This is a genomic window from Polaribacter sejongensis (assembly GCF_038024065.1).
GTDB lineage: Bacteria > Bacteroidota > Bacteroidia > Flavobacteriales > Flavobacteriaceae > Polaribacter > Polaribacter sejongensis.
This window is the reverse complement of sequence record NZ_CP150667.1, coordinates 1,149,845-1,170,263: the sequence shown is the minus strand read 5'-3', so window position 1 is coordinate 1,170,263 and position 20,419 is coordinate 1,149,845. Positions and strand designations below refer to the sequence as shown.

Here is a 20,419-nt window from a genome sequence, read left to right as displayed (position 1 = left end):
ACTGACACTCGTTTGCTAAATTGTTCTTTTAGAATGATTGGTGAAAAATGTGATTTTAAACTAAAATATTGTCCAGTTAAAACGTAAACTCAATTAAAATTCTAAATGTCACACTGAGCTTGTCGAAGTGCATCTAAATGGTCTTCGACAGGCTCTGACTGACATTCGTTTTCTAAATTGTTTTTTTGAGTGATTGGTAAAAAATGTGATTTTAAACAAAAATATTTTCCAGTTAAAATGGAAACCCAATTAAAACTCCAAATGTCACACAGAGCTTGTCGAAGTGCAGCTAAATGGGCTTCAATAGACTCAGACTGCCTTACACTTCCAAAACACTATTTAAAAACTAATTATTTACTAGCTTTTGGGTAATCTGTATAACCTTTAGCTCCTTGGCTGTAAAAAGTATCTTGATCCCACTCAGTTAATTCTAAATTGTTTTCAAAACGTTCTACTAAATCTGGGTTAGAAATAAAAGGTTTCCCATAAGCAACTAAATCTGCATCTCCATCTTCAAGTATTTTATTTCCTTTTTCTTTATCAAACGAAGTGTTAATCATTAGAGTTCCATTATATAACGGACGGAAATGTTTTGCTATTTCAGTTACTGCAAAAGGAACATCAGAAACATCTGTAAAAGGTTCTGAAAGATGAACGTATGCTAAATTGTAATCGTTTAGTTTTTTAATTATGTACTCGAATGTTGGTATTGTTTCTTCATCTAAATTGATGCCAAACAAACCGTTTAGAGAAGGATTGAAACGTACACCTATTTTTTCTTGAGGAATTACTTCTTTCATTGCGTCTAAAACTTCAAAAAAGAAACGCGTTTTGTTTTCAATACTTCCACCATAATTATCTGTTCTTGTATTAGAACAGCTCGTAAAAAATTGATGAAATAAATAACCGTTAGAAGAGTGAATTTCTACGCCATCAAAACCTGCTTTTACGGCATTTGCAGCAGCATTTTTAAAATCGTTAACCGTAGTTTTAATATCTTCAACCGTCATTTCTTTTGGTGTAACAGTATCTTTAAAACCTTCTGGCGTAAAAGATTGTGCATTTGGGTTTATTGCTGATGCAGAAAGTGGTAATTCTCCGTTATGAAAATCTGGGTGTGATATTCTACCAACATGCCATAATTGAATAAAGATTTTTCCTCCTTTGTCATGTACACGTTTGGTTACTTGTTTCCAACCTTCAACCTGTTCATCAGAATATATTCCTGCAGTATAAATGTAACCAACTGCATCTTTAGATACTTGTGCGCCTTCTGTTATAATTAAACCTGCAGATGCGCGTTGTTCGTAATACAAACCATGTAATTCGTTAGTAGGCACATTACCTTCGTTATCTGCTCTACTACGAGTCATGGGAGCCATTACGACCCTGTTTTTTAAATTAATATTTTTATTATATGGAGTTAATAATTGTTGCTTGCTCATTTAATGTTGACTTTTATATTGTTAAATCTACACAAAATTACAGGAATAGAAAGCTAATATTATTGACTTAGATCAATTAAGAAAGATTTAACCTTTCAGTTGTCGCCTTACGCGACTTAAGTTTTCTGGAGAAACACCTAAATAATTTGCAATGTCGTAATTAGGTACTCTATCTTCTATATTTGGGTATGAGGAGCAAAATTCTAGATAACGTTCTTGGGTATTTTTTTCTAATGTAGATAAAATTCTTTTTCGCTGCGCGATGAATGCCTTTGTGGTTAAAATTCTAAAGTAACGTTCAAAAATAGGCGCTTCATCATAAATTTTTTGAAGATTGTCATAGCTTATAGATAATAATTTAGAGTCTTCTATAGCTTCTATATGTAATATGGAAGGTGTTTGATTGTAAAATGCATCAAAATCTCCTACCCACCAATTTTCTATAGCAAATTGTATGATATGTCTATTCCCCTTATCATCCATATAATAAGCTTTTAAACAGCCCTTTATTACAAAGTATTCGTGTTTTACAATGGCGCCTGGTAATAGTAAAAACTGACCTTTAGGTATAGAGGTTTCCGTTAGAATGGCATTAAACAATTGCAAATCAATAGTTGTTGGAGTAATATGATTATTGATATGATTTGTTATAGATTGATACATGTTACAAAGATGCTAAAAATGATTACTTAATTAAAGTGAAACTTTCTCTTTTTATTTTGATATGAAAGTATTTTTTAAGGTGAAATAAAAACCTCATTATAAGTAATGAGATCTCTAGTTATTTTATATTTCTTTTTAATTAATATTTCATTTACTGTTTTTGTATTTTTAAAAAAATGAAATTAAATAGGTATATTGGATTTCTAATATTACTAGCTTTTATTAATCGATTGGTTTATATTTGTTATGATATTAAATTTGTTTAACGTAAATTAACAGAATGAAAAATGTAACATTAGTTCTTGGCGCATCAACAAATCCTAACAAATATTCTAATATTGCTATAAAAAGACTCGTAGATAAAGAAATACCAGTTGCTGCTTTAGGCATAAGAAAAGGAACCGTTTTAGGTGTTGTCATTGAAACCGAAAAAAAAGAGTTTGAAAATATTGATACGGTTACTTTGTATCTAAATCCAAAAAATCAAGAAGAATACTATAACTATATAATTGGATTAAAACCTAGAAGGGTAATTTTTAATCCTGGGTCTGAAAATGGAGAATTTGTAAAACTTTTAGAAGAGAATTCTATTGAGACAGAAGTTGCTTGTACATTAGTAATGCTGAGCATGAATCAATATTAAAAAGTAAATTGAATTGGTAAAGTTAAACTTCCCTTTTCAAAATATTTTATTTTCTAATAAATTTAGAAAAACCAATTCAATTTACTTATTAATTATATTTTAAATACTTTACCAGGTTCGGCTAAGTGCGTGTGTTTAAATATTTCTTGTGCTTCCGCTCTAAAAACGTTAATATCTTTATATCTGCCAGAATAATGCCCAATTATTAATTGTTTAGCGTTGGCTTGTTTTGCTATTTCAGCAGCTTGTTTTGTTGTTGCGTGTTTGGTCTTTTTTGCCAAATCTTCTCTATCTGCTAAAAAAGTAGCTTCGTGGTATAATAGATCTACATCTTTTATAATAGGTACAATGTCTGGTTTATAGCAAGTATCGCTACAAAAGGCAAAACTTAAAGGTTTGTCTGCCGGAATTGTTAATTCTAAATTAGAAACAACTTCTCCAGAAGGTAAAACAACATCTTTACCTGCTTTTATATTTAAATAATCAGCTTTATCAATATCTGGATATCCGCTAATATTTAACATGTTTAATTTTCTTGGTTTTTGCTTTTCTGTAAACAAATAACCATTTGTATAAACTCTGTGGTTTAAAGGAATTGTAGTTACAGAAACTTTATCATCTTCAAAAATAAGCTCACTTTCTTTTGAGGTTAATTCATGAAAAATCATTTTATATTTTGCGTGAGATTGAGAAACTCTCAATTGTAATAAAGTAACTTCTTTAATACCTTTTGGTCCATAAATATGGAGTTCTTTTTCTCTATTTAATATTCCGAAAGTAGCTAATAATCCAACTAAACCATAAAAATGATCGCCATGTAAATGCGTAATAAAAATATGATTTATTTTAGAGAAACCTACTTTATATTTTCTCATTTGACGCTGCGTACCTTCTCCACAATCAATCAAAAAATGACTGTTGTTAATTTCTAAATATTGAGAAGTAGGAAAAGCGTTTTTTCTAGGAGTTGCAGAATGGCATCCTAAAATAGTTAGTGCTATACTCATCTAATCACAAATCGTTTAGAGATGGTTCTTTTATTGTCTTGAATACTATAAATGTACATACCTGTAGCTAAATTATCTTTATAAAAAGGAATGTTATTTTTACCAGATTTAATCTGAATACTTTTTCTATATACTGTTTTTCCTAGAACATTTTTAACCGTAAAATAAATGGTCTTGTTAGCGTCTGATGAAAAACTAATTTTGGTAGAATTGGTAAATGGATTTGGAGCAGCAGATAAACCATCAATAGAGTTTTCTTGAGAAAAACCAATTGAAGTGTAACATAAAAATAAAATAAAAAGTAGTTTTTTTACCATTTGCTTCTTGTTTAAAATCCTAGTTCTCTTTCCATAGCTTCCATTTCTATTACATCTATTGCTTCTTGTACAGTAGGAGTAATGTTAAAGTTTTCTGGAAAATCGTCTATATTAATACTAGAATTTACTAATACAAATGATGTGCCATTTTCCTTTTTTTGAGCTGCTATTCTCAAAAATAGTAAAAAATCTTTTATTGAAGCGTTAATGTTGTCTGAAATTTGTATAATAATATGCTCTTTAGATCTTTTTTCTTCTTCAATTAAGAAAGAATTGTAGAATTCAGAGAATGACTTTTCATCACTTGAAATAAGTGTATATGTATCTTTTTTTAATATTTTCATTATTTTAATTCGCTTTTGTACAAATAACATTTAAGATGTAAACTACTTCTTTTTCATAAGAATAGATTCGTTTATAATCTCTAAAAATTATTCTTCGGTATTCTGGTAAAATGTCATCTTTTTGAAATTGTTCAGCAAACTGAATTTCTTTTGAAGCTCTAATAATATCTTTTCTTACAATTTTTCTTGCTGATGGCGATTTAGTATACCTATATTCTAAGATTAAGAGTAAAGATTCTTGAGCTTTTCTTGTCCAAACAACTTTAGTAATCTTATTATTCATTTTCAAGTTCCTCAACAGAAATATAATCTCCCTCTTTTACTTGGTTATTTGCTGTTTCAATATCCGTAATATAATTATTTTTGGTCATTGGTTTTCCGTCAGGGTAAAATGCAACGATTTCATCTTGATAATAATTTTCAAAAACGCCGTTAACAATTTTTAATACTTTGTCATCTGCGTTTTCTAAAAAATATTGAATTTTATTTTTTAATTCAGCTGTACTCATCTTTCCCAAATATAAGAAATTTATCGCTTAACTTGTTGTGCTAATAAATAAATAACTGCCATTCTTACGGCAACTCCGTTTTCTACTTGGTTTAGAATAATAGATTGATTAGAGTCGGCAACTTCACTTGTAATTTCTACACCACGGTTTATAGGTCCTGGATGCATGATTACAATTTTCTTGTCGAGACTATCTAAAATCTCTTGATTTATACCAAAAAGTTGCGTGTATTCTCTGGTAGAAGGAAAGTACTTAAGATCCATTCTTTCATTTTGAACACGTAAAACATTGGCAACATCACACCATTCTAAAGCTTTTTTTAGATTGGTTTCTACTTCTACACCCAAACTAGAAATGTATTTAGGAATAAGTGTTGTAGGGCCACAAACCTTTACTTTGGCACCTTGTAATTGCAGTGCAAAAATATTAGATAATGCAACTCTAGAGTGTAAAATATCTCCTACAATAACTATTTTTTTGCCCTTTACACTGCCCAATTTTTCTCTAATAGAATAAGAGTCTAATAGAGCTTGAGTCGGGTGTTCATGCGTTCCGTCTCCAGCATTAATAATTTTAGCATCTACATGTTTAGATAGGAAAACGCCAGCTCCAACACTTGCATGTCGCATAACAACAATATCAACTTTCATTGCTAAAATATTGTTTACGGTATCAATTAGAGTTTCTCCTTTTTTTACAGAAGATTGTCCTGCAGAAAAGTTAATTACATCTGCAGAAAGTCTTTTTTCTGCCAATTCGAAACTTAATTTTGTACGCGTACTGTTTTCAAAAAACAAGTTAGCAATAGTAATATCTCTAAGAGAAGGAACTTTTTTAATAGGTCTGTTAATTACCTCTTTAAAATGATCTGCAGTTCTAAAAATAAGATCAATATCAGTTTCTTTTAGATACTTTATTCCTAATAAATGTTCTACACTTAATTCTGACATAATTATTTTGATTCTATGTAAACTGCGTCTTTTTTGTGTGTTTCTTTCCAGGTAACTAATACCTTTTCATGGTTAATAGCATCTACTTGACGGCCTCTATAATTTGGCTGAATTGGTAAATGTCTACTAAAACGTCTGTCTATTAATACTAATAGCTCAATATTATCTGGTCTGCCGTAGGCTTGCATTGCAGTTAATGCAGCTCTAATGCTTCTACCAGAAAACAAAACATCGTCAATAATTACTACATTTTTACCTTCAATTATAAAGTCCATTTTAGTCGCTGTAGCTGCTAAAGGTGCATCTCTTCTTCTAAAATCATCTCTGTAAAAGGTAATATCTAATAATCCTAATTTTAAGTCTTTAACGTTGTAAGTGTTTTTTAATAAATCGGCTAATCTATTAGCCAAAAAACTACCCCTTGGTTGCAAACCAATTAATACGGTATTAGAAAAATCGTTATGATTTTCGATTAACTGACAAGCCAATCGATGTAAAATTATTTCAATATCCTTTGAGTTAAGTAAGTTTTTTTTGCTCATAAGAAAGCTATCAATTTAGCTTGATAGTTATTGAAAATCAAAATTACTGTAAATAAATGTATGTGCAAAATTTATAGCAACTAAAAACGAAATCACTTTAATGTTAACTAAATTGTTAAAAAAAAAATAACCTAAATTAAATGGGAACTCGTAGTTATAGTACCTTTAATATACTAATTCAAAACTAATAGTTATGTCCCTCTTAAAGTTTGAATCCATGCTTAAAACCAACGCAGTTTATTTTTTTGATCTGGTTGAGTTTGAAGAAATAATTGTACATTATTTAGATGCTGGTAAACATGCTTTGGCTAAAAAAGCCGTAAAATTAGGGTTGCAACAACACCCTGCTTCTGTAGAGTTAAAATTACTACAAGTAGAAATTTATGTTTTTGAAAATGAGTTAGATAAAGCATCCATATTATTAAAAATAATTGAGCGTTTAGAGCCTAATAATGATGAAGTTTTTATACAAAAAGCAACCATCAGTTCTAAACAAGGAAACCATAAAGAAGCTATAGAATTATTAAAAAAAGCGTTGACTTTTACAGATGATAAAGTAGATGTTTGGTCTCTTTTAGGAATGGAATATTTGTATTTAGACGACTTTAATAATGCACGTTCTACGTTTATAAAGTGTGTAGAAGTCGATTTTGAAGATTATTCTGCCTTGTATAATGTAGTGTATTGTTTCGATATGGAAGCTAAACATGAAGAAGCAATAACGTATTTAAATGCTTATGTAGAAAGAAATCCATATTGTGAGGTTGCTTGGCATCAATTAGGAAGGCAATATTTTATTTTAGAAATGTTTGAAAAGGCTTTAATGTCTTTTGAATATGCTGTTTTAATTGATGAATCTTTTATTGGAGGTTATTTAGAAAAAGCAAAAACCTTAGAGCAATTAGGGCGTTATAAAGAAGCGATCGATAATTATTTAATTACGTTAGAATTAGATGATGCAACTGCTTTTGTATGTCTTAGGGTAGGAGAGTGCTATGAAAAATTATTAAATTTAGATGAAGCTATTTCATTTTATAAAAAAGCGGTACATGAAGATCCTTTGTTAGATAAAGGTTGGGTGTCACTCGCTAATTTATATTTTTTAGATGAAAACTATCAGAAAGCTGCTTATTATATTTCTAAGGCGTTAAAAATTGAAGAGGATAATTTTTTGTATTGGAGACGATATGCTGAAATTAATTTAAGACTTAACTTCTATGAAGAAGCGGTAGTTGGTTATGTAAAATGTTTAAGTTTAAATGATACCGACTTAGAGGTTTTTATAGGTTTAACGGATGTATTATCTTTTTTAGGCGAATTTAACGATGCTATGAGTACTCTAGTTAAAGCACAAAAATTTTACAAAGATGCTGCTGAAATAGAATATAGATTAGCAGGCTTATTTTTTATTCTGAATAAAGAAAAATACGGATTTGATCACTTAATTACTGCTTTAACAATAGATTACGATTATCATATTATTTTAAAAGAATTGTACCCAATTGTCTATGACGATAAAAAAGTGCAAAAACTTTTAGTTGATTATAAAAAAGCAACGGAATAAGTTCTAAAATTAAAAACCTCACAATTTTGTGAGGTTTTTCTTAATTTTTTATTGACTAAAACGTATTACTTGCCAGCTTTATCAACAACTAACCTTGTTGCTCTATTGGCAACTTCCCATGCTGTATGAAAAACCAAACGAGTTCTTTTTTCTAGTAATTCATATTCAATTTTATCAGGAGTATCAGAAGGTTTATGGTAATCTTCATGTGTTCCGTTAAAATAAAAGATTACAGGAATATTGTGTTTAGCAAAGTTATAATGATCAGATCTATAGTAAAAACGATTTGGGTCATTTTCATCATTATAAGTATAATCTAAATTAATATTGGTGTATTTAGTGTTAGCGTTTTCAGAAACTTGGTGAAGCTCTGTGCTCAATTTATCTGCTCCAATTAAATAGATGTAGTTCGTGTCTGTTTTGTGTGCGTCATCAATTCTGCCAATCATATCAATATTTAAATTACAAACAGTATTTGCTAATGGAAATATTGGGTTTTCAGTATAATATTTAGAACCTAATAATCCTTTTTCTTCACCGGTAACATGTAAAAATAATATCGATCTTTTAGGGCCTTTTCCTGCTTTTTCTGCTTCTTTAAAAGCTTTTGCAATTTCTAAAATAGCTACAGAACCAGAACCATCATCATCTGCACCGTTATAAATTTCACCATTTTTTACACCTTCGTGATCTAAATGAGCAGAAATAACTACAATTTCATCTGGTTTTTCTGATCCTTTTATAAATGCTAAAACATTTTCTGAATCTTTATATTTACCACGACGTGTATTTTTATTAATCCATTCAGCAGGTACTTCTTGATAATAATTATCGCCTCCTAAACCAGAAGAGATTCCTTTAGAAACATAGAAGTTTTTTAAAAATTCAATCGCTTTTTTCTGTCCAGGTTCTCCGGTATTTCTACCTTCAAATTCATCCGAAGCAAAAATATATAAATTAGTTTTTAAATCTTCAGCTGTAATTGATGCAGCATATTGAGCAGCATAATCGATGTTTGAATCTTCTTTTGTAGCATTTTTACTAGAGCTACATGCTATTAAAAAAAATAGTCCAAATGTATAAAGGATGTTTTTCATGAATTGTGTTGAATAAAATTATATTGAAAATAAAATAAAGCTCAAACTTAACTTTTGTTAATCACAAATTGTTGTAACGTTTTGTTAAAATTAACAAGTTCTTTAGGGAAAAGTGTGTCAAAAGCATTAATTGTTATTAATTCTGTAGGTGTACCGAAGTGTACTGTGTTTTCTGTTAAAAGCATTACTTCATCTGCTAATTGAATAGATAGGTTTATTTCGTGTGAAGAAATTATAATTGTTTTATTAGTATCTGCAACTAATTTTTTTAATAATGAAAATATCTTAATGGTATGATGCATGTCTAAATGGGCTGTTGGCTCATCTAAAATAATAATTTCGGTGTCTTGCGCTAATGCTCGTGCAATTAAAACTCTTTGCAGCTGACCATCACTTAATTCATAAAAACGGTTGTTTTTAAGTTGTTCTATTTCTGTTTGATTAATAGCTGTATCTACTTTTTCGATGTCTTTGCTAGAAAGTTTATCAATCCAATTGGTGTAAGGCTGTCTGCCTAATGCAATTAATTCGTAAACCGTTAACTGGCTTTCTGGTAAACGTTCTGTTAATACCAAACTTAATTGAGTAGAAAGTGCTTTTTCTGTGAAGTTTTGTAAATTTTTCTGATGAATGAAGATTTCTCCAGAAATAGGTTTTTGAACCTTAGAAAGTGTTCTTAATAAAGTAGACTTTCCGATTCCGTTTTTACCCAAAACCGTTATTAATTTTCCTTTTTCAATTTCTAAATTAATGTTAGATGCAATAATTTTAGAGTTCTTTTTTTGCTGATAACCTATCGATAGATTTTCAGTTTTAAGGATGATATGTTTATTTTTTATTTTCAAAGTTTCAAAGGTTTAGAGTTACAAAGGTTTAGAGTTACAAAGTTCAGCTTCTGTGCTTATAGATTTTTAAGGATGTAACTTTGTCACTACTTTTAACTTTGCTACTTAATTATACAAACAATCTCTTTTTTCTAATTAGCAGCCAAATAACAATTGGTGCACCAAATAAAGATGTAATTGCATTAATAGGTAATGTAAATTCGCTTGTAGGCATTTGTGCAATAGCATCGCAAATTAATAAAACAATGGCACCAATAATAGCTACTGCGGGTAATAAAATTTTATGATTAGAGCTAGAAAACAACATTCGTGCTATGTGCGGAACTGCTAATCCTACAAAGGCAATTGGCCCAGAAAAGGCTGTAATTACTCCAGTTAAAATACTGGTAATTAGTAAAATAATATTTCTACTTTTTTTTACATTAACACCTAAACTCTTAGCATAGTTTTCACCTAATAAAAAACTGTTTAAAGGTTTTATAACGGTGATGGTTCCTAATATTCCGATACAGTAAATAATAACAAAAACGGTAATTTCATTCCAAGTTAAATTACCCAAACTACCAAAACTCCAAAATAAATATTGTTGAATTTGAGCTGCTTCACTAAAATATGCTAAAACACTTATAACTGCAGATGTTAAGGAACCAAACATCAATCCGATGATTAAAATGGACATGGTATTTCTTACTCTATTTGCTGCAATAATTACGGCAGATAAAACTAAAAAAGCACCTAGACTTGCAGCAATAGGCAAAGACCAGTTAGAGACTGAACTTGCAAGAAAAAAACCTCCAAAAACCGAAGAACCCAATATTAAAATAGCAACACCTAAACTTGCTCCAGAAGAAATACCAAGTACAAAAGGACCCGCCAAAGGATTTCTAAATAAGGTTTGCATTAATAAACCACAAATAGACAAGCCAGAACCTACTAAAACAGCAGTTATAGCTTTGGGTACTCTAAAATTGATAATAATAGTTTCCCAACTTTCCTTGGTTACATTACCACCAAAAAGGCTGTTAAAAATATCTTTAAACGGAATTGAAACAGACCCAAAACTGATGTTCAAAAAGAACAAAACGACTAGTGAAATTGATAATAAAAAGAAGTGTTTTGTGTATGATTTGTTTTCCATTGATGGTTGTCTGGTTGTGCGCAGTCTAAACTTATTTTTAAACTTCTCTAAAGCTGCGTTATATCTTCAAGTTAAAATCCTTTTAACTTGAAGATAATGTTTTAGAGTTTGATTTTAATAATTATATTTTGATAAAAATTTTACTAATTTCTGAATTGCAATTCCTCTATGAGAAATGGTGTTTTTTTCTTCCGAAGTCATTTCAGCAAAAGATTTTTCAAAACCTTTTGGTTTAAAAATTGGATCATATCCAAAACCTTTTTCTCCGTGTTTTTTTTCTAAAATATCTCCTTTACAAATTCCTTCGAAAAGAAAATTTTCGTCATTTAAGTTTAAAGCAACTGCGGTTCTAAATTGTGCTTTTCTGTTTTCAGCAGGTTTTAAATCTACCAATAATTTTTGCATATTGTTTTCAGAATTAGAAGGCTCGCCAGCAAAACGTGCAGAATATACACCTGGTTTTCCTTCTAAGGTTTCTACTTCTAAACCTGTATCATCTGCAAAACAATTATAACCAAATTTTTTGGAAATATAATCTGCTTTTAATTTAGCGTTTCCCTCTAAAGTGGTTTCTGTTTCTTCTATTTCGTCAAAACAGTTAATATCTCTTAAACTCAATAATTGTATTGAGTCTGGTAACATTTCCTGAACTTCACTAAGTTTGTTAAGGTTGTTTGTTGCAAATACTAATTTCATTAAAAATAAATTGATTTTTAAACAAATGTAATCAATTTATATATGCTACTTTATTTTTTAGTTTACTTAAATAACAAAAAATAACTGTAAATTGCAAAAATAATTAAAACGCTGTATCCATTACTATTATTGGTTTGTCGTGTAAATGTCGGGTTAAAATCAACAAAAATGTACCTCCAAAATATAAATCTAAATTAACATTGTATGATAAATAAAAATATACATACAATGAAGCAACCAGAATTAGGTAAACGTATTTTTGAACTGCGAAAAAGAAATGGATTAACTCAAGAAGAGTTGGTAGAACAATGCAATATTAATGTTAGAACAATTCAGCGAATTGAAGCAGGAGAAGTAAACCCTAGAAGTTATACTATAAAAATTATTCTTGAAGTATTAGGGGAAGATTTGCAAAACATAAACGAGAGTTCTTTAGATGAAAAAAATGTAATTAATTGGACTAATACAGAATTAAAATCCTTGAATAAAAGTTGGGTTTTTGGTGTTTTTTATTCAATTATTACGTTGATAGGTATTTTAATGGAGGTATATTTTACAACTCATAAAGTATCAGGTTTTTGGCTCTTGGTTTTTAGAATACCGTATGTAATTCTATTTTTCCTTTTTGTAATTCCATTTCTTAAGGGTTATAAGATTATTGCTCAAAAGTTTAATAATACCTTATTAATAAAAGCAATTTACATTTATTTTGGTATAGCTATACTTATTTCATTTGCTACTTTTTTTATGAAGAGTAACGGTTTTATAGGTGCATTGGAAATAGCAATAGGTGTGTTTTTAATGATGATTTTTGGTGTTGGAGAATTAATTATGGGATTAGGGATTTTAGGGTTAAAAGAAAATTTAGGTTCGTTTGCTCAAGTTACGGGTATTGTAAAAATTGTAAACGGAATTATGGCCATTACTTTAATACTATGGCCTGTTGCCTTATTTTTGATTATTCCAATATTAATACTTGAAACCTTCTTTTTAAACGATACTTTTAAAACCTGTAAAGATTCGATTATTCATGATGATACGGCTCATTCTTTAAAATAGTAAAACCTCTGTACAACTGTTCTACAATAAAAAGGCGAATCATTTGGTGAGAAAATGTCATTTTAGATAAAGATATTTTTCCGACAGACTTTTTATAAACCGCATCAGAAAAACCATAAGGTCCGCCAATTACTAAGACTAATTGTTTAATACCAGCGTTCATTTTTTTCTGTAAATATTTAGAAAACTCAATAGAGGTAAAGTGTTTGCCTTTATCGTCTAACAAAACTAAATTATCGGTGTTCTGTAGTTTAGACAAAATCAATTCACCTTCTTTTTCTTTTTGTTGAATTTCGCTAAGATTTTTTACATTCTTAATATCAGGAATTATTTCTAACTCAAACTTTATATAATGTTTTAACCTATTTTGATATTCATCAATTAACAGCATTAATTGTTTATTATCTGTTTTACCTATAGCGAGTAATTTAATTTTCATATTTTTTGTTTGGTCGGGCTTAGGCGAAACCTAAATTTTATGATTAATTCCTTTTTTAAAACTCATACTTACTGTGTAGCAGACAAACTTTAAAAAAAGAAAACAAATTTATAAGATTTAAAACATAAATTGGACAGAACAGACCAAAAGTTGAAAATCATTGTTATTTTTACATCAGAATTAATGAATTATGATATCAAAAGAACAATTTCAAAAAGAATTAGATTTAATTATAAAAAATGCCATTCGAGAAGATATTGGTGATGGAGACCATACATCACTTTCTTGTATTCCTGCCGATGCACAAGGAAAGGCAAAATTGTTGGTAAAAGAAGACGGAATTATTGCCGGAGTAGAATTTTCAAAACAAGTTTTTTCTTACGTTGATGAAGATTTAGAAATAGAAACATTTATAAACGATGGTGATGATGTAAAATATGGAGATATTGTTTTTCATGTTTCTGGGAAATCTCAATCTATTTTAATGGCAGAACGTTTGGTTTTAAATGCCATGCAAAGAATGTCTGCAATTGCAACCAAGACAGCTTTTTTTGCTAATTTATTAAAAGGAACAAAAACAAAAGTTTTAGATACTAGAAAAACCACACCAGGAATTAGAGTTATTGAAAAATGGGCTGTTAAAATTGGAGGTGGAGAAAATCACCGTTTTGCCTTGTATGATATGGTGATGATTAAAGACAATCACATCGATTTTGCTGGCGGAATTACAGCAGCCATTACCAAAACAAAGAAATATTTAGCAGAAAAGAATATCGATATTAAAATTATTGTGGAAGCTAGAAGTTTAGAAGAAATTAAAGAAATTTTGTCTAACGATGGTGTTTACAGAATTTTAATAGACAACTTTAATTATGAAGATACTAAAAAAGCGGTAGCTCTAATTGGTGATACTTGCTTAACAGAATCTTCTGGAGGGATTAATGAAGAAACGATTAGAAAATATGCAGAATGTGGTGTAGATTTTATTTCTTCTGGTGCATTAACACATTCGGTTTATAATTTAGATTTAAGTTTGAAAGCGTTTTAAGAATGTTAAAAAGTCTGACTTTCTTACTCTGTAACTACTTTTAACTTTGTAACTAAAATAAAAAAAATGAAAAAATATATAACAATTGCAGCTTCTTTAATGTTGGTGATTTCTTGCAACACTAAGGAAACTAAAAAAGAAAACACGATGGATATTTCTAAAAATCCTTTATTGATAAAAAGTACTTTAGAGTATGGAACGCCAGATTTTACTAAAATAAAGTCGAAACATTTTTTACCGGCTATTTTAGAAGGTATGAAATTACAAAACGAGGCAATTGTAAAAATTACAGAGAACACAGATGATCCAACTTTTGAAAACACTATTTTAGCTTTAGAAGAAAGTAGCAAAAAATTAGATGACGTAAATGCAGTTTTTTATGGATTGGCAGGCGCGCATACCAATGATACGATTAAAGAAAATCAAAAAGAATTAGCACCAAAGTTTTCTAAACACAACGATGATATTTTACTAAACACACAATTATTTGCAAAAGTAAAATCGGTTTATGAGAATCTTTCTGAAGCTAATCTAGATGCGGAATCTAAACATTTAGTTGGTGAGTATTTTAAGAATTTTTCTAAAGCAGGCGCAAATTTATCCGAAGAAAAAAAGGAGAAATTAAAAGAAATCAATTCAGAAATAGCGAGTTTGTCTAATGATTTTGGAAAGAAATTATTAGATGCAAGTAAAAAAGGCGGAATTACAGTTACTAATAAAGAAGATTTAAAAGGTTTTTCTGATGAAAAAATAAAGTCTTTAGAAAAAGATGGTGCCTATGAAATTCAGTTAGTAAATACAACGCAACAAGCTTCTTTACAAACCTTAGAAAATAGAGAAGTAAGAAAGGAATTGTTTGAAAAATCGATTCATAGAGCAGATGCTGGTGAATACGATACGAGTGATCTTGTTTTAAAAATGACAAAGTTAAGAGCAGAAAAAGCTCAGATTTTAGGTTTTGACAACTATGCTAGTTGGAGTTTACAAGGAACCATGGCTGCAACACCAGACAAGGTTTTTAATATGTTTGAAAACTTAATTCCTGGCTCATTAGAAAAGGCAGCATCAGAAATAAAAGAGATTCAGGCAGAAATTAATAAAGAAGGAAAAGATTTTAAATTAGCGCCTTATGACTGGAATCATTATGCAGAAAAAGTACGTAAGTCTAAATATAACTTAAACGAAGATGACGTAAAACCTTATTTTGAAATGACAAACGTTTTAGAAAAAGGAGTTTTTTACGCTGCTACAAAGTTATACGGAATTACATTTAAAAAACGTACAGATATTCCTACTTATCACCCAGATGTTGTGGTGTATGAGTTGTTTGAAGAGGACGGTTCTAAATTAGGATTATTCTTTGGAGATTATTTTGCAAGAGATAGCAAACGTGGTGGTGCTTGGATGAGTAATTTTGTAAAACAATCTAAATTACGTAACCAAAAACCGGTAATTTATAATGTTTGTAATTCATCTAAACCAGCAGAAGGAGAACCTGCATTAATCAGTTTTGATGAAGTAGAAACCATGTTTCATGAGTTTGGCCATGCATTACACGGTTTCTTCGGAAATCAACAATATACGTCTATTTCTGGTACAAGTACAGCAAGAGATTTTGTAGAATTTCCTTCTCAGTTTAACGAGAACTGGGCAACGCATCCAGAAATTTTAAATAATTACGCGATACATTATAAAACAGGAGAAGTGATTCCTGTAGAATTATTACAAAAAATTAAAGATGCAGGTACCTTTAATCAAGGATATTCTATGATAGAGAATTTATGTTCTTCTAGTTTAGATATGAAATGGCATACAATTTCTGCAAATGATACTATTGAAGATGTCGCTAATTTTGAAGCAGAAGCTTTAAAAAGTATGAAATTAAATTTGGATGAAATTCCACCAAGATATCGCTCTACTTATTTTGCACACATTTTTAGTGGTGGTTATGCAGCAGGTTATTATTCTTATTTATGGACAGAAATGTTGAGTCATGATGCGTATGATTGGTTTAAAGACAATGGCTTGTTAACTCGTGAAAACGGACAAAAATTCCGTGAGCAAGTTTTATCTAAAGGAAACACAATGGATTATGCAGAAATGTATAAAACATTTGCAGGTAGAGATCCTAAAGCAGCACCAATGTTAGAAGCAAGAGGTTTAAAATAATTAATAAAATGAAACATATTATAAAAGTTATAGCAATAGTTTGTATTCTATTTTCAGCATGTAAAAATAACACACCACAAGATGTCTCTGGTGTTTATATTGGCGAATTTCCATGTGCAAGTTGTACGGGAATCGATAATACAATGACCTTAAATTCAGATGGAACTTTTGTGTTAGAGAGCGTGTATAAAGGACAAGGTGATGATGCTGTTTTTACGAAAACGGGAAATTATTCCGTTGAAAACGGAAAAGTAATTTTAGCCTTAGAAACGAGTCCATTTAAATATGAAATTGGTGACAATTACATTGAAATGCTAGATATTGATGGTAATAAAATTGAAAGTGAGTTAAATTATAAATTAACAAAACAAGAATAAGTTTAGATGACAGATACTTATTTTGATAGTGAGGAATTTACTAAAATTGATTTTAAGAAAACTAAGATAAACAAAGGAGAGTATGACAATTGTACATTCACTAATTGTAATTTTGAGAATGTACATGCATCAAATATTCAGTTTGTAGAATGCGATTTTATAGATTGTAATTTTAGCAATGCAATTGTAGATAATACGGCTTTTAAAGAGGTTACTTTTATCAATTGTAAAATGATAGGTGTAAAATTTAATGAATGCGATTCGTTTTTATTACAATTTAGTTTTAAAGATTGTCAATTAAGTTTTTCGTCTTTTTATCAATTAAAAATTCCGAATACAAAATTTAGTAATTGTAACTTACAAGAAGTAGATTTTACAGAAGCCGTTTTAACCAATTCCATTTTTGATAATTGTGACTTTAATGGAGCCATTTTTGGTGAAACTAATTTAGAAAAGTCAGACTTTAGAACAGCTTTTAACTTTAATATCAGTCCGGAAAAGAATCGTTTAAAAGGAGGGAAGTTTAGTAAAGACAATGTTATTGGGCTTTTATCAGAATATAGAGTTGTAGTTGATTGAAAAGTTACAAAGTAGCAAAGTTACAGAGTTGCAGAGTAACAAGCTAAACTTTGTAACTTTGAAACTATTTTTAACTTTGCCACTAATAAAAAAAAGATATGAAAACATTTAGAGATTTGTTAGTCTGGCAAAAGTCGATGAACTTTGTTACTGAAATTTATAAAGTATCTAAATCATTTCCAAAAGAAGAAACATTTGGCCTAACTTCTCAATTAAGAAGGTCTGCAGTTTCAATACCTAGTAATATTTCTGAAGGTTATGGTAGAGAAGGAGTGAAAGATTATCTTCGTTTTTTAAATATTGCAATGGCATCTCTTTTTGAATTACAGACACAAGTGGAAATTGCTTTTAATTTAGAATATATCAATAAAGGTAAGTTTGAAAATTTATATGAATTATCAAGAGAAATAGAGAGAATGTTATCTAGTTTTATTAGAACTATAAAATCAAAAAGAAACTAATCTTACAGTTATTCAACTTTGTAGCTCTGCAGCTAATTTAAACTTTGCAACTTAATGTCAAGAGAAATAGAAGAAAAACTAGAAAAAATACCAGTTGTAAATTTCTTGGTACTATTTGGAAAAAGAATAAAAATTCCTGGTTTAGAAGGAATGTCTTTGTACGATGTAATAGAAATGTACATTATTGGTATTGTAAAAGGAGCCTTAACAACTAGAGCAGGAGGAATTGCATTCAGTTTTTTTATGGCTGTTTTTCCTTTTTTGCTGTTTATTTTAACGTTAATTCCATACATTCCAATAGAAGGCTTCCAAGAAGGCTTATTTTCATTTATAAAAGAGGTGTTACCGCCACAAACCTTCGAAGCTGTAGATGTTGTGTTAAAGGATATTATTAATAATCAATATGGAGGTTTGCTTTCTTTTGGTTTCTTACTGTCTATCTTTCTAATGACAAATGGTGTGAATGCTATCTTTGGTGGTTTTGAACATTCATACCATATAACTGATGTTAGAAATGTTTTTAGAGCCTATTTTGTCTCTTTAGGAGTCTCTTTATTAATGTCATTCTTTTTAATTATAGTAATAACTTCACTAATTTTATATCAATTTGCATTGTCTAAAATTGATGAAACAGGTTGGCTAGATACAACCGATTTAGATCTGTTTTATTATGGAAGAAGTCTCATTTTTCTAGTGATGATTTTCACCATAGTTTCGTTGCTTTTTAGATACGGAACAAAACAAGGAAAAGAAACAAAATTCTTTTCTGCAGGAGCACTTTTAACCACAGTTGTATCTTTATGTACGTTTTATTTATTCGGAATTTATGTAGTGAAATTTGCACAATACAATCAATTATACGGTTCTATTGGTACTCTTTTAATCTTGATGTTATTTGTATGGCTAAATGCAATTATCTTATTGTTAGGGTTTGAGTTAAATGCAGCTATTTACGCTTTAAGGTTCAGAAATAAAATTGATTCTATTTTATAACATTTCTAAGTTTTTCACGATATTTGCGCTCGCTAAAAGCAATTATCATTTAACAATTATCAGTAATCTAATCTGGTTTATTAAAAAATGATAAATGAACATTGATAACTGATTTATATGAAACCAAGTATTCCAAAAGGAACCAGAGATTTTTCGCCAACAGAAGTAGCTAATAGAACGTATATAATGAATACGATAAAAACTGCTTTTGAAACATTCGGATTTCAACCTATAGAAACACCAAGTTTCGAAAATTCATCAACCTTAATGGGGAAATATGGTGAAGAAGGAGATCGTTTGATTTTTAAAATTTTAAACTCTGGAGACTTTTTAAAGAAAGCCGATGAAGGTCTTTTATCAGAAAAAAATAGCTTAAAAGTTACCAGCCAAATTTCAGAAAAAGCATTACGTTATGACTTAACAGTGCCTTTTGCTCGTTACGTTGTGCAACATCAAAATGATATTACGTTTCCTTTTAAAAGATATCAAGTACAACCTGTTTGGAGGGCAGATAGACCACAAAAAGGACGTTTTAGAGAGTTTTTTCAGTGTGATGCAGATGTTGTTGGTAGTAAATCTTTATGGCAAGAAGTAGAATTTGTACAATTATATGATACCGTTTTTAGTAAACTTGGTTTAGCAGGAACGAATATCAAAATTAACAATAGAAAAATACTTTCTGGAATTGCAGAAGTTATTGGTGCACAAGATAAATTAATCGATTTTACTGTAGCTTTAGATAAGTTAGATAAAATTGGTAAAGACGGTGTTGTTAAAGAAATGTTGTCTAAAGGAATTACGGAGGACGCTATTGAAAAAGTACAACCTTTGTTCGATTTTTCTGGGTCTAATTTAGATAAATTAGCTTCATTAGAAAGTCTGTTATCAACTTCTGAAGAAGGAACAAATGGAGTAGAAGAGTTGCGTTTTGTAATTAATTCTGTTTCAGCATTAGGTTTAGAAACAGCAACTTTAGAAGTAGATGTTACTTTAGCAAGAGGATTAAATTATTACACAGGAGCAATTTTTGAAGTTGCTGCGCCAAAAGGTGTAAAAATGGGTTCTATTGGTGGTGGTGGTAGATATGACGATTTAACAGGAATCTTTGGTTTAAAAGATGTTTCTGGAGTTGGAATCTCTTTCGGATTAGACAGAATCTATTTAGTATTAGAAGAATTAGGGTTGTTTAAAGCTGTAGATTTACCAAAACCAAAGGTTATTTTCTTAAACTTTGATTCTAATTCGGATGTTTTAAAAATGAAAGCCATTAAGGTTTTAAGAGAAAATAATATAAAAAGTGAATTTTATCCTGATTTAGCAGAAAGTAATAAGGCACAAAAGCGACAATGGAAATATGTTAGTTCTAGAGAAATAGAATTTGTAGTTTCTAATGTTGTAAACGATGTTTTTACTTTAAAGAATATGAATTCTGGAGAGCAAAAAGATGGTAATTTATCAGAAATACTATCCTTACTAAAAGCATAAATTATAGTTTTATAATTTTTATTGATTCGTAAACTAAAATAATACGTTG

Annotated in this window: 24 protein-coding genes; 10 read left to right on the top strand and 14 right to left on the bottom strand. The window is 29.6% G+C overall.

Annotated features, from left to right (window positions below; genetic code table 11):
- Positions 1-350 precede the first annotated feature (350 nt).
- Together WHD08_RS04815 and WHD08_RS04810 are read right to left on the bottom strand one after the other, a co-directional pair.
- On the bottom strand, positions 351-1,445 hold the full coding sequence (locus WHD08_RS04815; RefSeq protein WP_208889030.1) for an alkene reductase: 1,095 nt from the start codon (positions 1,443-1,445) through the stop codon (positions 351-353).
- Positions 1,446-1,532: 87 nt separating this feature from the next.
- Positions 1,533-2,108 (bottom strand): Crp/Fnr family transcriptional regulator, encoded by a 576-nt coding sequence (locus tag WHD08_RS04810; protein WP_165733492.1) that lies wholly within the window; start codon positions 2,106-2,108, stop codon positions 1,533-1,535.
- Between the two features lie 280 nt (positions 2,109-2,388).
- Between WHD08_RS04810 and WHD08_RS04805 the strand changes: the two genes are divergently transcribed.
- Positions 2,389-2,751 (top strand): CoA-binding protein, encoded by a 363-nt coding sequence (locus tag WHD08_RS04805; protein ID WP_208889031.1) that lies wholly within the window; start codon positions 2,389-2,391, stop codon positions 2,749-2,751.
- 92 nt (positions 2,752-2,843) lie between these two features.
- On the opposite strand, the gene WHD08_RS04800 is transcribed toward WHD08_RS04805, so the two are convergent.
- Genes WHD08_RS04800 through pyrR form a run of 7 tightly spaced genes read right to left on the bottom strand, consistent with a single transcriptional unit; the run spans position 2,844 to position 6,420 of the window.
- Complete coding sequence (locus WHD08_RS04800) at positions 2,844-3,758, bottom strand: ribonuclease Z (RefSeq protein ID WP_208889032.1); 915 nt, start codon at positions 3,756-3,758, stop codon at positions 2,844-2,846.
- Entirely contained in the window at positions 3,755-4,075 is a 321-nt protein-coding gene (locus tag WHD08_RS04795) for a T9SS type A sorting domain-containing protein (protein ID WP_208889033.1), read from the bottom strand. The genes WHD08_RS04800 and WHD08_RS04795 overlap by 4 nt, the downstream gene beginning before the upstream one ends.
- Positions 4,076-4,086: 11 nt before the next feature.
- On the bottom strand, positions 4,087-4,419 hold the full coding sequence (locus WHD08_RS04790) for a hypothetical protein (protein WP_165733488.1): 333 nt from the start codon (positions 4,417-4,419) through the stop codon (positions 4,087-4,089).
- Between the two features lie 4 nt (positions 4,420-4,423).
- Positions 4,424-4,702: a type II toxin-antitoxin system RelE/ParE family toxin gene (locus WHD08_RS04785; RefSeq protein WP_208889034.1), complete on the bottom strand. Its 279-nt coding sequence runs from the start codon at positions 4,700-4,702 to the stop codon at positions 4,424-4,426.
- Positions 4,695-4,928, bottom strand: a complete 234-nt coding sequence (locus WHD08_RS04780) for a hypothetical protein (protein ID WP_165733486.1) — start codon at positions 4,926-4,928, stop codon at positions 4,695-4,697. The genes WHD08_RS04785 and WHD08_RS04780 overlap by 8 nt, the downstream gene beginning before the upstream one ends.
- A gap of 20 nt (positions 4,929-4,948) precedes the next feature.
- Complete coding sequence (locus WHD08_RS04775) at positions 4,949-5,878, bottom strand: aspartate carbamoyltransferase catalytic subunit (RefSeq protein ID WP_165733485.1); 930 nt, start codon at positions 5,876-5,878, stop codon at positions 4,949-4,951.
- A gap of 2 nt (positions 5,879-5,880) precedes the next feature.
- Positions 5,881-6,420 carry a bifunctional pyr operon transcriptional regulator/uracil phosphoribosyltransferase PyrR gene (pyrR, locus tag WHD08_RS04770; protein WP_165733484.1) on the bottom strand — a complete coding sequence of 180 codons (540 nt, stop codon included), beginning with the start codon at positions 6,418-6,420 and terminating at the stop codon, positions 5,881-5,883.
- 193 nt (positions 6,421-6,613) lie between these two features.
- Here pyrR and WHD08_RS04765 point away from each other — a divergent pair, with 193 nt between their 5' ends.
- Positions 6,614-7,984, top strand: coding sequence for a tetratricopeptide repeat protein (locus tag WHD08_RS04765; RefSeq protein ID WP_208889035.1), 1,371 nt, complete (start codon positions 6,614-6,616; stop codon positions 7,982-7,984).
- 65 nt (positions 7,985-8,049) lie between these two features.
- On the opposite strand, the gene WHD08_RS04760 is transcribed toward WHD08_RS04765, so the two are convergent.
- From WHD08_RS04760 to WHD08_RS04745, 4 genes are all read right to left on the bottom strand, one after another.
- A complete protein-coding gene (locus WHD08_RS04760; protein ID WP_208889036.1) occupies positions 8,050-9,081 on the bottom strand; it encodes a M28 family metallopeptidase in 1,032 nt (343 codons plus the stop codon).
- Between the two features lie 47 nt (positions 9,082-9,128).
- A complete protein-coding gene (locus tag WHD08_RS04755) occupies positions 9,129-9,926 on the bottom strand; it encodes an ABC transporter ATP-binding protein (protein WP_208889037.1) in 798 nt (265 codons plus the stop codon).
- A 109-nt stretch (positions 9,927-10,035) separates the two neighbouring features.
- Entirely contained in the window at positions 10,036-11,064 is a 1,029-nt protein-coding gene (locus tag WHD08_RS04750; RefSeq protein WP_208889038.1) for a FecCD family ABC transporter permease, read from the bottom strand.
- Between the two features lie 114 nt (positions 11,065-11,178).
- Positions 11,179-11,760, bottom strand: a complete 582-nt coding sequence (locus WHD08_RS04745) for a non-canonical purine NTP diphosphatase (RefSeq protein WP_208889039.1) — start codon at positions 11,758-11,760, stop codon at positions 11,179-11,181.
- Between the two features lie 228 nt (positions 11,761-11,988).
- Here WHD08_RS04745 and WHD08_RS04740 point away from each other — a divergent pair, with 228 nt between their 5' ends.
- On the top strand, positions 11,989-12,819 hold the full coding sequence (locus WHD08_RS04740; RefSeq protein ID WP_208889040.1) for a helix-turn-helix domain-containing protein: 831 nt from the start codon (positions 11,989-11,991) through the stop codon (positions 12,817-12,819).
- Here WHD08_RS04740 and rlmH read toward each other — a convergent pair.
- Entirely contained in the window at positions 12,785-13,258 is a 474-nt protein-coding gene (rlmH, locus tag WHD08_RS04735) for a 23S rRNA (pseudouridine(1915)-N(3))-methyltransferase RlmH (protein WP_165733478.1), read from the bottom strand. The two genes, WHD08_RS04740 and rlmH, sit on opposite strands and share 35 nt — an antisense overlap.
- 190 nt (positions 13,259-13,448) lie before the next feature.
- Between rlmH and nadC the strand changes: the two genes are divergently transcribed.
- The 7 genes from nadC to hisS all read left to right on the top strand — a co-directional run bounded on the left by nadC (position 13,449) and on the right by hisS (position 20,370).
- On the top strand, positions 13,449-14,306 hold the full coding sequence (gene nadC, locus WHD08_RS04730) for a carboxylating nicotinate-nucleotide diphosphorylase (RefSeq protein WP_208889041.1): 858 nt from the start codon (positions 13,449-13,451) through the stop codon (positions 14,304-14,306).
- Positions 14,307-14,372: 66 nt separating this feature from the next.
- Positions 14,373-16,475, top strand: coding sequence for a M3 family metallopeptidase (locus WHD08_RS04725; RefSeq protein ID WP_208889042.1), 2,103 nt, complete (start codon positions 14,373-14,375; stop codon positions 16,473-16,475).
- A gap of 8 nt (positions 16,476-16,483) precedes the next feature.
- Positions 16,484-16,852 carry a copper resistance protein NlpE gene (locus tag WHD08_RS04720; RefSeq protein WP_165733475.1) on the top strand — a complete coding sequence of 123 codons (369 nt, stop codon included), beginning with the start codon at positions 16,484-16,486 and terminating at the stop codon, positions 16,850-16,852.
- 6 nt (positions 16,853-16,858) lie between these two features.
- A complete protein-coding gene (locus WHD08_RS04715; protein ID WP_165733474.1) occupies positions 16,859-17,431 on the top strand; it encodes a pentapeptide repeat-containing protein in 573 nt (190 codons plus the stop codon).
- A 98-nt stretch (positions 17,432-17,529) separates the two neighbouring features.
- A complete protein-coding gene (locus tag WHD08_RS04710; protein ID WP_165733473.1) occupies positions 17,530-17,892 on the top strand; it encodes a four helix bundle protein in 363 nt (120 codons plus the stop codon).
- Positions 17,893-17,946: 54 nt separating this feature from the next.
- Entirely contained in the window at positions 17,947-18,885 is a 939-nt protein-coding gene (locus WHD08_RS04705) for a YihY/virulence factor BrkB family protein (protein ID WP_208889043.1), read from the top strand.
- 117 nt (positions 18,886-19,002) lie between these two features.
- The gene (gene hisS / locus WHD08_RS04700; protein ID WP_208889044.1) at positions 19,003-20,370 is read left to right on the top strand and encodes a histidine--tRNA ligase; all 1,368 of its coding nucleotides are present in this window, start codon (positions 19,003-19,005) and stop codon (positions 20,368-20,370) included.
- Positions 20,371-20,419: the final 49 nt, after the last annotated feature.